The organism is Spirosoma profusum (assembly GCF_014699005.1).
GTDB classification, from domain to species: domain Bacteria; phylum Bacteroidota; class Bacteroidia; order Cytophagales; family Spirosomataceae; genus Spirosoma; species Spirosoma profusum.
On record NZ_JACWZY010000007.1, the window covers coordinates 20,866 to 35,375 of the forward strand.

Genomic DNA, 14,510 nt, shown 5'->3' on the forward strand with positions numbered 1-14,510 from the left:
GAAATTTCGCTGACGGTGTAATAACGCTGTAAATAAACAGGTAGTTTTTTGGAAAGGCAAGAAAATTTCAATTATTTATTCACCAAAACAGGCACCTACCTACTTTTGAGGTATGACAACGGAAACTACATCGCATTACGACCATTTAGAGCAAATGTCGATCCATGAATTGCTCGTAAATATTAATACGGAAGACAAAACCGTACCGCTGGCTGTTGAACGCTCCATTCCGCAGATAGAAGCGCTGGTGACAGAACTAGTCAAACGCATGAAACAAGGTGGACGGCTTATATATATCGGAGCCGGAACCAGCGGTCGGCTTGGCGTAGTCGATGCATCGGAATGCCCGCCAACCTACGGCGTTCCACACGATTTGGTGATCGGTCTAATGGCTGGTGGAGATGGTGCCATTCGGAAAGCGGTTGAATTTGCGGAAGACGATGCCGAACAGGCCTGGAAAGATATAGCGCCTTATCAACCGGATGAACACGACACAGTTATAGGAATTGCAGCTTCTGGGCGAACTCCTTACGTAATAGGTGGCTTGCAGGAGGCCCGAAAAGCTGGCTTATTGACGGGCTGTATTGTCTGCAATGAAGGTTCGGCGGTGGCGCAGTCGGCTGAGTTTCCAGTAGAGGTTGTGGTTGGTCCTGAGTTTGTTACGGGCAGCACGCGTATGAAAGCTGGAACCGCTCAAAAACTGGTTCTGAATATGATCTCAACATCGGTTATGATTCAATTAGGCCGCGTAAAAGGGAACAAAATGGTCGATATGCAACTGACTAACATCAAGTTGCAGGACCGAGCTGCCAAGATGGTGATGAGTGAACTGGGCGTTGGCCGTGAAGAAGCGGAATCGCTCCTCAACCAATTTGGAAACGTCCGTGGGGCTATCAACGGGTATAAAAAATAGGTAGCGACTAAAGTATTTTGCCTGTGGCGTGCGTCTACTACGTATCAACCATTCGACGTAGCATTCCGAAGGGAGACTATATGCAGAAATTATGCGCAGTAACGTATTACTTATCGGACGCAATCCCAGCGTATTAAATGATTTAGCTTCGGCACTCACTGACGAGGGATTTAACGTAACAACCACTAATCTTGTCGAGCAGGCAGTTCAGGATTTTGACGGAGTCGATTTTGATCTGGTCGCTTTTGGACGTGGCGTCGATGAAGCTACAAATCATCAGCTTAGAATGAGTTTTGGGAACCAGAATCCGAAACTGATTTTTGTAAATGGGTTAGCTCCGTTGATTCCGCTACTGGTGAAGCAAATTAAGTTGGCTGTATTGGGCGAACAGGCTGGGAAGTTTCTGACAGCGTTCGTCTGCGTATCGGCGGATTGCAAAAAGGTGCGTGTCAACGTAGCAGTTTCCTGCGAGTTAACAATAGACCTTTATGAGCTGGACGCTATTCATCAAACGACTCAGAAACGACTCATTTCCGAATCCGTTTCGGCGGGACTGCACGAATATTCGCTGGCGATAGATCAAAACGCTACGTCGACTATCAAATTTCTGGCTGCTGAAGCCAATGAACTGGATTTGCTCGTCCTGCCAATTCGTTAATTAACTCAGTCGGTCCGACGTTTTAGAGGAAACCCGCAATTTTATGAATTATTGCGGGTTTCTACCTGCGGTGCATTCGGCCTGGTTTTTCCAAATCGCGATGGTCTTGCCAATTGAAATTCCTCGCATTTAGGTAATAATTGACTAATTTCCGCTAGGCAACGAACGAGCGAAAAACAGCCGACTGAAGGAATTGCCTTGGCAGATACTATTGGTTGACCGTATGAGTCGATGGCCAGATGCCAGCCCAACTGTTTGGAGTCGGGAAAATGTTGAAGCGTATAATCATGAATGCGTTTAAACCATTTCAGGCAATCGGGGTGGCGAGTGTAGACGTAGCATTTTAACAGGGCTGCACATGCTTCTACGTGTATCCAGGCCCATTTTTGCTGCCATTCTAAAAAAATAAATGGCTGGCTTTTCATGTCAACGTATTGATTCAGACCTACTTTAGATTCACTCGTTGGCGTATCATCCCATGCTTGTTCGCAGGTTTGTAGGCACCAGGAAACCGCCTGATTAACTATTTTGCGATTGACAACAGCTGAATTTCCTTTCTGTTGTAGACTTTCTGTATATAGGTCAAATAAAGAGCTGGCCGTCTGAAATGTTAAACCAACGTGCAACCGGCGACCTTCGGGCGTATTTACAAACCCTCCATCCGGTAGTACATACTCACGCAACGTATCACTACGTCGGTCAACAAATTCGGTAAGGATTTCACCCAGAATCGAGTCGACCGACGGTTTCCAGACGGCCTCATCGAACAAATAGCGGGTATCCAGCAGTGCTTTCAGTAAAGCTATGGGTTCGCTGAGATGCTTAGTTTGTCGAAACAAACCAGGTTCATTTGCAGCAGAAGAGAGTTTTTTTTCCCGACGCTGTAGTGCGTTTGAGAGCGTTTGTTTGGCCAACATTGCCCACTCATCTTCACCAGTGGCCTGATGAAATTGAGTATAGGCCATCGAGGCAAAGCTAGCTGAAACAAGGTTGCTGGAGTATGCCACCGGTCGACCTCGGCGGTCGAGTTGAACGTAGCAGTTCAGGCTTTCGTCGTGGGCAAATTGGCTCAGGAACGTAACACCATGACGGGCGTGCTCGAGCCAGGTAGTCTCCTTTTTATACGTATTATAAAGCCAGGAAAAAGCCCAGGCCTGCTGAGCCTGCATCGCTACGTATTTATCGCCCTCAATCGCTTCGCCAGTATCGGTAAGCATATCAAAATACCCTCCGCACAAACTATCCTGGCTATTTTTAAGCCAAAACGGTACCACCTGACGTAGTAACGCCTGTTGATACTCAGCGGAAAGTTTTTGGAAATCAAGCAACGTGGCCAAAGCTTTAAATTTGACAGCGTGAATGACTGAGTGAAAAGCTTCTACTCAGTCATTCACGCTGTCAAATTTAAAGCTTAACTCAATACACTTTTTCTACCTCGCGATGTTCTTTTTCTTCGGGCAGAACGAACTTCATTGGTTTACCCACCTGACCGGGCAATAAAGCATAAGATAACACGTGATCGACCGTATCGACGTAGCGGAACGTGAGATCTTTGATATACGTCTGATTGATTTCTTCGATGTCTTTCCGGTTTTTGGAGCAAAGAATAATTTCTTTAACGCCCGCCCGGTTAGCCGCCAGAATTTTCTCCTTAATACCACCCACCGGCAGCACTTTACCACGTAGCGTTATCTCGCCAGTCATGGCAACGTAAGGCTTTACTTTCCGCTGGGTATAAATCGACGTCATCGACGTCAGCATAGTAATACCCGCCGAAGGACCATCTTTGGGCACTGCGCCCGCCGGAATGTGGATGTGCAAATCGTAATGGTTGAAAATCCGATAATCGATGCCAAGATCATCGGCATGAGCTTTGAGGTAAGATAGGGCGGTTATGGCCGATTCTTTCATTACGTCCCCTAATTGACCAGATAGAGTCAGTACGCCTTTACCGCGGCTCAAACTGGATTCGATGAGTAGAATTTCACCACCAACCTGCGTCCAGGCCAGACCCGTCACTACGCCTGCGATGTCGTCGTCAGCATAAAGTTCTTTGTCAAATACTTCAGCACCAAGCAGTTTTGGGATATCGGTCGCTTTTATCGTATGGTTGTATTCCTCTTCCATCGCAATAGATTTGGCGATTTTACGTACCAACGCTCCAATTTTCTGTTCTAAGTTCCGAACGCCCGATTCGCGGGTATATCCCTCAATGATACGTAGGATGGCTTTGTCTTCAATAACTAAATCTTTGGGTTTTAGTCCGTGATCTTTACGTTGCTTCGGAATCAGATATTTCTTGGCAATCTGGACTTTTTCCTCCACCGTATAACCCGCAATGTCGATAATCTCCATCCGGTCGCGCAGAGCGGGGTGGATGGTATCGAGCGAGTTAGCCGTAGCAATGAACAACACCCGTGAAAGGTCGAACTCGGTTTCGAGGTAGTTGTCCATGAACGTTGAATTTTGCTCAGGGTCAAGCACTTCGAGTAATGCCGACGATGGATCTCCCCGGAAATCGGAACTTACCTTGTCGATCTCATCCAGAATAAATACCGGATTTGCGGTGCCGCATTTGCGAATATTCTGAATGATTTTACCGGGCATAGCACCAATGTATGTCTTCCGGTGGCCACGAATCTCGGCTTCGTCATGAACGCCACCAAGCGCCATCCGGCTGTATTTCCGCCCCAGAGCTTTCGCTACTGATTTCCCCAGCGAGGTTTTACCCACACCCGGAGGACCGTATAGACAAAGAATCGGGGCTTTCATGTCGTTTTTAAGTTTCAGAACGGCCAGATATTCAATAATCCGCTCTTTCACTTTTTCGAGCCCAAAATGGTCAGAATCAAGTATTTTCTGCGCTCGTTTCAGGTCGAAATTGTCTTTAGTATACTCGCTCCAGGGAAGGTCGACCATCAACTCAACGTAGTTCATCGTGACCGGATATTCCGGCGCCATCGGATTGATACGTTGCAGTTTGTTGAGTTCTTTATCGAAATGCGAACGTACTTCGGCAGGCCATTTTTTGCGGTCTGCTTTCATACGAATCTCATCAATCTCGCGATCAGGATTATCGATGCCCAACTCGTCCTGCAACACTTTCATTTGCTGCCGCAGGTAATAATCGCGTTGTTGCTGGTCGAGATCAGATGACGCTTTCGACTGAATTTCGCGTTTCAACTCCAGCAACTGCACCTCCCGAAGCATAAATTCGAGCAGCATATTGGCTTGCTGACTTCCTTCCAGGCTCTCTAACAGTCGTTGCTTATCTGATACGTCGGCGTTGACGTTTGAAGAGAGAAAGTGCAGCAAAAACGTCGGGCTTTCAATATTATCGAGGGCGATACGTGCCTCCTGCGGAATCTCAGGATTCAGACGTAGCATCTTATACGCCGTATCTTTCAGCGACTGCAACATCGCTTTCCCTTCTTTCTTATTGACACTCATGAAGGTATCGTCTATCTGACGTACCTGAGCGGTCATGAAAGGCTCCTCTTGCGTAATCTGCTGAATTTCAAAACGTTTCTTCCCCTGAATGATAATGGTGATATTACCATCGGGCAGCGTAATCATTTTGATAATATAAGCAACCGTACCAAACCGATACAGATCGTCGGCTGTTGGTTCGTCTTTTTGCTGATTGAGTTGAGCTACTACGCCAATAATGCGATTGCCTTTGTAAGCGCGTTTAACCAATCGGATCGACTTGGCGCGACCAACCGTTACGGGAATAACCATGCCCGGAAACAAAACGGTATTGCGAACTGGTAAAATGGGCAAATTAGGGGGTAATTCGTAATCGTCATCTAACCCTTCCGGCGATCCAAGCGGAACGATTTCCAGGTTGTCCGAGTCGAAATCGGATAATAACAAACGGGTAGCTAGTTCTTTTTCTAAAATCATAAGTACACTGTCAAACTGACAGCTTTCATTACGTGGTACGTAACCGAATCTACAGAAAGATAAGGGTATGAAGTAGTTGCAAGGGACGTGCCATTCTTTAGAGTTATGACCAGATGGCAGGTCACCCTGTAAGTTGCAAAATTAACTAAATAGATGGGCGAGTGTCCTAATAAATTTATTATTCGAGGGAAAGTGCTTGAACGGGCTGATTTTTTCGGAAGACAAACGTTTTTTTCTGACCCTGATATTGGAGATTGACCATGTTTACCTGATCGTCGAAAAGCTCCATCAATACGTTCTGCTTCAGTAGACCCCCCCGAAAAGGTTCGTTATAGGGCATTTCCAGATAAAGCCAGTTCGCATCGGCTTCTATCTCATGACCGATGTACTTGATCGGCTTAGGCTGCTTTTGCGAAGTAACATAGCCAAAATGCGCCAGGACGTATTTTTCGATGAGTTCATCCTGTTTATCGTCCGGCCCCAGGCTAACCTTTGTCTTCGATGCTTCCGAAAGGGCTTTTTCAAAATCATCAGTAAAGATTCGAATACTGATTTCAAATGTATGTTCCTTCGAATTAAACTGCATTTGGGTAACGCTGGCGTGGAAATCGTGCGCCGGACGGTTGCCACTAAACAGCAATCCTATTCCTAATCCACACAAACACAACGTACACAACCGAAACACTACGTTCCAACTGTGTACTGTTACGTTTGTGCGTTTGATTATTTTAGAAAATGGCCTTAAACACATCGTTAAAAATGGCAAAAGCCATCAAGCCCAGCAGAACAACCATACCAACCCGTTGGGCGCCTTCCAGAAATTTATCGGACGGTTTACGGCCTGAAATAATTTCATAACCCAGAATAGTCGCGTGACCACCATCGAGTGCCGGAATAGGCAGTATGTTAAAGAAGGCAAGTGCCATTGAGAGAAGTCCCGTTACCGTCCAGAAGCGATCCCAGCGCCAGATGCCACCAAACAGATTCTGAGCAATACCAATCGGGCCGCTTATGGCTTTCGAAGCCGAAACCTCGCCCCGGAAAATTTTGCCAAACCCTTTGATGTTGTCATATACAACCTGAAACGCCCGTTGTGTTCCGACTGATAGTGCTTCGCCAAAGGTATATTCCTGTGTAGTCATTGGCAGGAGCATTTCCGGATAAAAGCCGATAGTTCCATCTGACGTAGTGGTCATTTTCAACGTATCAACTTTGCCGTTCCGGTTAACGGAAAGTGTCAGCGGCTTACTTTTGAGTGGTTTAACCGTCTCGGTAAATTCGTGGTAGAACTGAATTGGCTTACCGTTGGCACTGGTAATTACATCACCAACTTTCAAACCGGCTTTGGTGGCCGGTTGACCCGGAGCCAGTTCACCTACTTTGAACGGTTCAATTGGTTCAATGAACTGCGCAGCTGATTTTTTATCCGCGATTTTATCGATGAAATCATTCGGAATATCGATGTCCAGAACTTGGCCGTTACGTTCAACCGTATAGTAGCTATTGTCGCCTAAAAACACGTCTGAACTACGAACATCACTGAAATCGACAAGGAGTTTGCCATTCACTTTCAGGATTTTATCACCCGTTTTCAGACCGATACCCTGAGCAAGCTCATAAGCCACGATACCATATTTGGCATCTTTCGCAGCCAGATACGTATTACCATTCTTGTAAGCCAGAATTACAAAAATCAGAATGCCGACTATTACATTGACAATGATACCGCCGAGCATCACAATCAATCTCTGCCAGGCCGGTTTCGATCTAAATTCATAGGGCTGAGGTTCCGTTTCGGTATGAGTTGTGTCAAGCGACTCGTCGATCATCCCTGAAATTTTCACGAACCCGCCGAGTGGAATGGCTCCTACGCCATATTCGGTTTCACCCCGTTTAATGCTCCAGATTTTGGGCGGGAACCCAATAAAATATTGCTCTACCCGCATACCAAAAGCTTTGGCTGCCAGCAAATGACCCAGTTCGTGTAATCCAACCAAAATAGACAGGCCGAGAATAAGCTGGCCAACCATCACTAAAATTTCCATGTATTCAAAACAGGGGTAAACTCAAATTTAAGATTAATTAACGAAAGCATATCTGCTTAAACTCACATTTCGAGGTAGATTATTACCTCTGAACCAGTCGCGCTTTATGTATTGTGATGGTAAAAACGCTACGTTGGGGTGATATAATGCAAACAGCTAAACAAAACTTTTAATTCGCTCGGTAGCTAGTTGACGAGCTGCTTCGTCGGTACGTACGTAATCGTCATACGTGGGGTGTTGCACAAAAGCCGTTTTGGATAAACAGGCTTCAATGATTTCCGAAATCTCCAGGAACGTAATACGGTCGTGCAGGAAGGCATCGACAGCAACTTCATTAGCAGCATTGATGATACAGGGTGCGTTACCGCCCTTCTCAAGCGCATCGAACGCCAGTTGCAGGTTGCGGAACGTATCAAGGTCGGGCTGCTCAAACGTTAGCGACGGATAATCCATAAAATTGAACCGGGGCAGGTCAGATTTCAGGCGGTTTGGATAGCCAAGTGCAAATTGAATCGGTAGTCGCATATCAGGCAAACCCATTTGTGCTTTCAGACTGCCATCTTCGAACTGAACCAGCGAATGAATGATGCTCTGCGGATGAACTACTACGTCAATCTGGCCGGGGCGAAGGCCGAACAACCATTTGGCTTCGATGACTTCCAAGCCTTTGTTCATCAACGTAGCAGAGTCAATCGTGATTTTCGCCCCCATTGTCCAGTTGGGGTGCTTAAGGGCTTGCGCTTTCGTTACGTTCGCTAAAAACTCCCGCGATCTCCCCCGGAATGGCCCACCCGACGCCGTGAGAATAATTTTCTCAATCGGATTATGAAACTCGCCAACCAGACATTGAAAAATAGCAGAATGCTCAGAATCAACGGGATAAATATTAACTCCTTTCTGGGCGGCTAGTCGCGTAATGATTTCACCCGCTACAACTAAGGTCTCTTTATTGGCAAGCGCAATGGATTTTCCGGCTTCAATGGCTTTGATGGTAGGTAACAGACCTGCATAGCCAACCATGGCAGTTAGCACCATATCAATTGTATCCATCTGCACAACAGAAGCAATGGATTTAGCCCCAGCGTACACTTTAATGCCAAGTGGGTCGAGAGCGGAGAAAACCTGATCGTAGCGGTCTTCATTGCAGATAACCACTACGTTCGGTTTGAGGTCAACAGCCTGCTGAATAAGCAGTTCGGAGTTGTTATTCGTAGTTAATACTTCAACCTGAAATTGGTCGGGGTATGCCTTCACCACCTCAACGGCCTGTGTACCAATGGAACCCGTTGAGCCAAGAATGGCGATATGGCGTTTTTTATGTTCAGTCATTTCGTTTTCGCTAAGTCAAAATTGACTTTGACATTCAATTCTTCTTCGATGGCGCGGATAAAGTAAAGCCCATCGGGGTCAGTTTGCAATAAGTCATCTATAAAATCCTGATTACCTTTTCCTGAAAACTCAATTGTGCTTTTGATGCGCTGGACGTACCTCTTACGGGTATCTGCAAGATAGGGATCATCTAATTTTAGCAAACGTATCAGATTATTTGCTTCTGTGTCTGTAGGATTAGCATCATATTCGCCATCAGCGTAAACGATACGTTGCTCGAAGTCATGGGCAGTAGGAGATAAAACGGGCTGATAGTCTGCCCACTTCTTACCTTTTTCGCTATTCCACTGTGCTTTAACCAGAAACCAATTGTCATAATTGTCATCTGGAGTTCCTTTGAGCGTGGGATTAAAATGTTCAATATCCTTTTTGTCAACTCGGCCTAAGTACGTTTCCGTATAAGCGCAGATATTAAATTGTTCATCACAAAGTGCTTGTGCTAGTTTTTTATTATCTCCGCCGTTTTTGTAGGTAAGTTTCTTCTTAAGAACTTCTGAATCGGCTGGCTTATTAATACGTCGCATTCAACTCAGAAATTATACCGATTACCTAGCTCAATACGTTTGGCGATTAATTCATTTTTTCTTTTATCGTCCGTTTCCTGTCGAATCATCGACCCTAAACGGCGATATTCCTGATGCGCTTCCAATCCTTCATCAAGCATTAATTCATTTAAGCCAAAATCTTGGCGTAAAACATCATTCGGATCATCGCCAATTGGAGCGACGCCGTTACGACATTTCACCTCGCCGATCTCATTAAAGTATAAAATGAATCTCTCGCATGGCTCAAAGGCTGAGGCAATAATAGGCGAATGAGTAGCAAAAAAGAATTGCGCTTTGGGAGCGAGAGAAGTGTAATGTTTTATCAATTCACGCTGGATATCAGGGAATAGTGAACGCTCTGGTTCATCAAAAAGGATGACACCATTATTAATTTTGATTTTATAGATGGGGATTGACGTTGCTAATAATTGTTTGACGCCTGTACTCAGGTATCTACCTGAAATTTGTTCGTTATAATTAGTTTTCAGTACTAATCTAGATTCAGTTCCATCAGTATCAACCTCTAAATAAAGTAGATTAAGAATTTGATTTAAACAGTTTTCTGCTAGATCAGCCCTTGGGTTAGGATGTTCTTTTTGCCATTGACTGATTTGAGTAATTAATCGACTCTCACTAAATGAGTTTTTGCTTACTAAATTGGCTGCAAATTGCTTTAATTCATTATCGTAAAGATCTATATCACCTAGTATAGTTGACCACAGAACTTCAGAAGGGTATTCACTTAGCCCTAGTATTGGTTCCTCAATTTTTGTGTCAGAAAAGCTAGAGGCCTGACCCTTTATTGAGACTATATTCCTATCTGTTGAATCGCGCTCTTCAAGAAGGTTTTTAGATGTACTAACCGCAGCCTCATCGATATACAAAGCTAGTTTCTCGGTACGTGTTAATTCTTTTAAATTATTATAGATTTTTAAATCATTAAGCCAGTGAAACCCTGCAGTTGCATATAATGATTTTTCGTCCAAGTCTTTCCAATCAGCAACTTTTTCAAACACAGAGTTGTCTAACGTAATTTCATTTTCTATATACGAGCAACGGATAGTAACATTTCGAAAAGTTTTATACGGTTCGTCGTTTAGATCTATTTGCTTGTTGCCTAATCTTTGAAAACTTGTGCTTACAACTTGAAAAAAATCCCAAATTGTATTCAATAATGTCGTCTTCCCTGTCCCACTTTGTCCAATAAAGCATACCTTCTCCAAAGGTTTACCACGCTTACTTTCATCGTGATAATCTTCAGGATATGTAAAATCAAACTTGATATTTTTAAATTGGCGGTATTCGCCAATGTTGATGCCGGTTATTTTCATTATCAAACCGTTTTTTCTGTTTCCAACAAACTCTCCGCAATCTTCCGATCATTGCTCAAACGGGGCACTTTATTTTGACCACCCAACTTTCCTTGTGACTTCATATACCGTTGAAAGGCACCACGTGGCAAACTCGTCAGACGTAGCGGTTGCAGAATTGAGCCGGTTATGAGGTCGTCGTAATAAACGTTCAACTCCGTCAGGCGCGTATCTACGTCGTGGGCGAAGGCTGCTACGTTGTTTGGGGGCGTAGCGAACTCAACGAGCCATTCATGGTAGGGGAGTCCTTCTTTGGGACTGACCATCGGCGCTACGGTAAATTCAACGACTTCGGTTTCGGGGTGTTTATGCATAGCATCTTTGAGCGCCTTCTCCACTTCTTCGCCAATGACATGTTCGCCGAAGGCTGAAATGAAGTGTTTGATACGTCCCGTCACCAGCAGCCGATACGGTTCCCGCGATACGAATTTAACAGTATCACCGAGCGAGTAGCCCCATAAACCCGCGTTGTTGTTGATGACTACTGCATAGTTTTTACCTAGCTCTACGTCGCCAATGGTCAAACGCTGTGGATTTTCGGTAAAAAACTCGTCGGCGGGAATGAATTCATAAAAGATACCACTGTTTAAGAGCAACAGCAAACCCTCTTCGGTCTGCGAATCCTGAAAGGCGATGAAGCCCTCCGAAGCAGGGTATGTTTCAATAGAGTCGATACGTTTGCCGATGCTTTCGTACAGTTTGGCACGGTACGGTTCAAAATTCACACCACCGTACACAAACAGCGAAAATTCGGGAAATACGTCTTTGATAAGCTTTCCAGTACGTTCCTGAATCCGGTCGAAATACATCTGAACCCAGGGCGGAATCCCCGAAATCAGCGACATCGGCTGCGGCAGCGTTTCGTCGATGATACGTTCAAGTTTGGTTTCCCAGTCGTCAATCATATTCGTTTCGTAGCTGGGTAGCTGATTGGTACGTAGGTAAGCCGGTACGTGGTGATTCACAATTCCTGACAATCGCCCAATATTAATACCTGCTTTCTGGGTGAGTTCGGGGCTGCCCGACAGAAAAATCAGCTTTTGGTCCAGAAAATCGCTTTCACCCGTTTCATTGACGTAGTTCAGCAGAGCATCGCGGGCTGAGTTGATGTGATTAGGAATCGATTCCTGCGTAATCGGAATGTATTTCGTTCCCGACGTAGTACCCGACGTTTTCGCAAAATACAAGGGTTTCCCTTTCCATAACACGTCGGTTCCGCCGTTCAGAATTTGCTCGATGTAGGGTTTGAGGTCTTCATAGTCGCGAACGGGGACGGCCTGCCGAAATTCGTCTATTGTCCTTACGTCTTTCAGCGCATGGTCGCGACCAAAAACGGTGTTACGTCCTGTTTCAATTAATCGTTGAAACCAGCGTTGCTGGGCTTCGATGGGCTGATACATCCAGGCTTGTTGCCGCTCCACTACCCACTTTGCCAATGGCTTACTCAAAACCGAACGAATTCCCATGGTAGCGCAAAAGTAATGTATAATGAACAACGTATAATGAATAATGGATTATTGGATTAAACACACTATTTATAAATCGTTATTCATTTGACATTATCCATTTTTCATTTTCGTATTGAATGACTTTCTCTTGAATAATCTCTATTTTTGCACACTTTTCAAAAAATCAGTACTCGTAATAAGGCGTTCTGCGTCAACCTATAATGGGACTTTTTAATTTTCTTACCAGCGACATTGCGATTGACCTGGGCACGGCGAATACCTTGATTATTCACAAGGACCGGATTGTGGTGGATGAGCCTTCGATTATTGCAATGGACAAGGTCAGCGGAAAAGTGCTGGCTATTGGTCATAAGGCCATGCAAATGCATGAAAAGACCAATGAAAATATCAAGACCATTCGTCCCCTTAAAGATGGTGTAATTGCCGACTTTACAGCCGCCGAATTGATGATTCGGGGCATGATAAAGATGATTGATACGGGCAGCAAGCTCTTTTCACCGTCGCACCGGATGGTTATCTGTATTCCATCGGGTATTACGGAGGTGGAGAAGCGGGCTGTTAAAGACTCGGCCGAACACGCTGGTGCCAAAGAAGTATACATGGTACACGAGCCGATTGCAGCCGCGATAGGTATCGGTATCGACATTACCCAGCCTAACGGGACGATGATTGTCGACATTGGTGGCGGAACTACCGAAATTGCCGTGATTGCCCTCTCGGGGATTGTTTGCGAACAGTCGATACGTATCGCGGGCGACGTATTTACACGTGACATCGTGGATTACATGCGTCGCGAACATAACCTGCTTATCGGTGAGCGGTCGGCGGAGCAGATCAAGATGGAAGTTGGCTCGGCTCTGCCTGAACTCGATAACCCACCGGCCGATTACGAAATCCGCGGTCGTGACTTGATGACGGGGATTCCGAAAGAAATTAAAGTGACGTATAGTGAAATCGCTTACTCACTCGACAAGTCGATTTCGAAAATTGAAGAAGCTACGATGAAGGCGCTCGAAATTTCGCCACCGGAATTGTCGGCTGATATTTATACGAATGGTATTCACCTGACGGGTGGTGGCGCTTTGCTGCACGGTCTCGACAAACGACTGGGCGCGAAAACAAAACTGCCGATTCACGTAGCCGACGATCCGCTCAAGGCCGTTGTGAAAGGAACGGGTGAGGTGATTAAGAATCTGGATTTATACAAATCTGTTCTGATTAGCTAATTTTTGTAGCCTGAACGCTACGTTCGGGTATCTGGTTTGAAGTATCGAACGGATATCCGGACGTAGCGTCCAGGCTATTTTCTTTACTCACAATGAGTGAATTAGTTGATTTTTTTCTCCGAAGTCGAAACTTCATTTTGTTTGTGTTGCTGGAAGTACTTTGCTTTTACTTCATCATCAACACCAGCAATTATTGGGGCGTTACGTACTTCAATACGTCGAATCGCTACGCGGCTCAGTTGCTGGCGTGGTCGAATGCGGCTAACCAATACGCCAGTCTGCGGAAAGTAAATGCTGATCTGGCACTTGAAAATCAACAGCTTCACCAGCGACTTACTCAACTTATCCAAAGCAAGCCGGCGTCTCCAGTCGAATATCAGGCCGATTCGGCGTTTGCTGACCGATTTAAGTTCACGGTGGCTAAAGTGGTCAATAACACCACACAGTTTGCCAACAATTATATTACTATCGACAAAGGCTCCGACGATGGTATCCGGCCAGGCATGGGTGTGATTTCGCCAACTGGAGTAGTAGGAAAAGTGAAGGTTTGTAACCAGCATTTCTCAGTTATTACGTCTATTCTGCATTCCGAATTTCTAGTGTCTTCGAAGCTGGTTAAAGCAGGTGAAATCGGTTCGGCGAAGTGGGACGGCGTAGATCCTCACATAATAGAGCTGGATGCCATTCCTCGTTATAAACCGGTTAGTAAAGGTGATTCAGTTGTGACTTCGGAGTTTAACTCAACGTTTCCCCCTGGTATTCTGGTCGGACGAGTACGTACGGTAGGCGTACAACCCAACCAGACGTTCCATGCTCTTACGCTGGATCTGGCTACCAACTTCAGTAATCTGTCGTTCGTGTATGTTGTTGAAAATAAGTTGCGCGATTCGCAGGACCAGTTAGAAAAACAAATTGAAACGGAAAAATGAGTTGTTAGTCGCTAGTCGTAAGTCATTAGTCATGAGTAATTTATTCAGACTAGCGACTAG

The 14,510-nt window shown here is 45.3% G+C and carries 12 protein-coding genes; 4 read left to right on the forward strand and 8 right to left on the reverse strand.

Annotation, left to right across the window (positions count from 1 at the left end; translation table 11 throughout):
• Positions 1-112 precede the first annotated feature (112 nt).
• On the forward strand, positions 113-913 hold the full coding sequence (gene murQ / locus IC229_RS10300) for an N-acetylmuramic acid 6-phosphate etherase (RefSeq protein ID WP_190886884.1): 801 nt from the start codon (positions 113-115) through the stop codon (positions 911-913).
• A gap of 91 nt (positions 914-1,004) precedes the next feature.
• Positions 1,005-1,571, forward strand: a complete 567-nt coding sequence (locus IC229_RS10305) for a hypothetical protein (protein ID WP_190886885.1) — start codon at positions 1,005-1,007, stop codon at positions 1,569-1,571.
• A 41-nt stretch (positions 1,572-1,612) separates the two neighbouring features.
• On the opposite strand, the gene IC229_RS10310 is transcribed toward IC229_RS10305, so the two are convergent.
• The 8 genes from IC229_RS10310 to IC229_RS10345 all read right to left on the reverse strand — a co-directional run bounded on the left by IC229_RS10310 (position 1,613) and on the right by IC229_RS10345 (position 12,292).
• Positions 1,613-2,908, reverse strand: a complete 1,296-nt coding sequence (locus IC229_RS10310) for an AGE family epimerase/isomerase (protein WP_223833949.1) — start codon at positions 2,906-2,908, stop codon at positions 1,613-1,615.
• Positions 2,909-2,987: 79 nt separating this feature from the next.
• Positions 2,988-5,477 (reverse strand): endopeptidase La, encoded by a 2,490-nt coding sequence (gene lon, locus IC229_RS10315; protein ID WP_190886886.1) that lies wholly within the window; start codon positions 5,475-5,477, stop codon positions 2,988-2,990.
• Between the two features lie 178 nt (positions 5,478-5,655).
• Complete coding sequence (locus tag IC229_RS10320) at positions 5,656-6,228, reverse strand: DUF6702 family protein (protein ID WP_223833950.1); 573 nt, start codon at positions 6,226-6,228, stop codon at positions 5,656-5,658.
• Positions 6,206-7,522: an RIP metalloprotease RseP gene (gene rseP, locus IC229_RS10325; protein ID WP_190886887.1), complete on the reverse strand. Its 1,317-nt coding sequence runs from the start codon at positions 7,520-7,522 to the stop codon at positions 6,206-6,208. The genes IC229_RS10320 and rseP overlap by 23 nt, the downstream gene beginning before the upstream one ends.
• Before the next feature lie 156 nt (positions 7,523-7,678).
• Positions 7,679-8,851: a 1-deoxy-D-xylulose-5-phosphate reductoisomerase gene (locus IC229_RS10330; protein ID WP_190886888.1), complete on the reverse strand. Its 1,173-nt coding sequence runs from the start codon at positions 8,849-8,851 to the stop codon at positions 7,679-7,681.
• Complete coding sequence (locus tag IC229_RS10335) at positions 8,848-9,435, reverse strand: hypothetical protein (protein ID WP_190886889.1); 588 nt, start codon at positions 9,433-9,435, stop codon at positions 8,848-8,850. Before IC229_RS10335 ends, IC229_RS10330 begins: the two co-directional genes overlap by 4 nt.
• Before the next feature lie 5 nt (positions 9,436-9,440).
• Entirely contained in the window at positions 9,441-10,787 is a 1,347-nt protein-coding gene (locus tag IC229_RS10340) for an AAA family ATPase (RefSeq protein ID WP_190886890.1), read from the reverse strand.
• A gap of 2 nt (positions 10,788-10,789) precedes the next feature.
• Positions 10,790-12,292: a GH3 auxin-responsive promoter family protein gene (locus IC229_RS10345; protein ID WP_190886891.1), complete on the reverse strand. Its 1,503-nt coding sequence runs from the start codon at positions 12,290-12,292 to the stop codon at positions 10,790-10,792.
• Positions 12,293-12,495: 203 nt separating this feature from the next.
• On the opposite strand from IC229_RS10345, the gene IC229_RS10350 reads away from it, so the two are divergent.
• The gene (locus IC229_RS10350) at positions 12,496-13,521 is read left to right on the forward strand and encodes a rod shape-determining protein (RefSeq protein WP_020597389.1); all 1,026 of its coding nucleotides are present in this window, start codon (positions 12,496-12,498) and stop codon (positions 13,519-13,521) included.
• Between the two features lie 92 nt (positions 13,522-13,613).
• Positions 13,614-14,450, forward strand: a complete 837-nt coding sequence (gene mreC / locus IC229_RS10355; RefSeq protein ID WP_190886892.1) for a rod shape-determining protein MreC — start codon at positions 13,614-13,616, stop codon at positions 14,448-14,450.
• The last annotated feature ends 60 nt before the right edge of the window (positions 14,451-14,510 follow it).

Bases quoted from the DNA above. Each gene is read 5' to 3' on its own strand.
- murQ (WP_190886884.1), top strand. From the start codon at position 113: ATGACAACGGAAACTACATCGCATTACGACCATTTAGAGCAAATGTCG.
- IC229_RS10305 (WP_190886885.1), top strand. From the start codon at position 1,005: ATGCGCAGTAACGTATTACTTATCGGACGCAATCCCAGCGTATTAAAT.
- lon (WP_190886886.1), bottom strand. From the start codon at position 5,477: ATGATTTTAGAAAAAGAACTAGCTACCCGTTTGTTATTATCCGATTTC.
- IC229_RS10320 (WP_223833950.1), bottom strand. From the start codon at position 6,228: ATGTGTTTAAGGCCATTTTCTAAAATAATCAAACGCACAAACGTAACA.
- rseP (WP_190886887.1), bottom strand. From the start codon at position 7,522: ATGGAAATTTTAGTGATGGTTGGCCAGCTTATTCTCGGCCTGTCTATT.
- IC229_RS10330 (WP_190886888.1), bottom strand. From the start codon at position 8,851: ATGACTGAACATAAAAAACGCCATATCGCCATTCTTGGCTCAACGGGT.
- IC229_RS10335 (WP_190886889.1), bottom strand. From the start codon at position 9,435: ATGCGACGTATTAATAAGCCAGCCGATTCAGAAGTTCTTAAGAAGAAA.
- IC229_RS10340 (WP_190886890.1), bottom strand. From the start codon at position 10,787: ATGAAAATAACCGGCATCAACATTGGCGAATACCGCCAATTTAAAAAT.
- IC229_RS10345 (WP_190886891.1), bottom strand. From the start codon at position 12,292: ATGGGAATTCGTTCGGTTTTGAGTAAGCCATTGGCAAAGTGGGTAGTG.
- IC229_RS10350 (WP_020597389.1), top strand. From the start codon at position 12,496: ATGGGACTTTTTAATTTTCTTACCAGCGACATTGCGATTGACCTGGGC.
- mreC (WP_190886892.1), top strand. From the start codon at position 13,614: ATGAGTGAATTAGTTGATTTTTTTCTCCGAAGTCGAAACTTCATTTTG.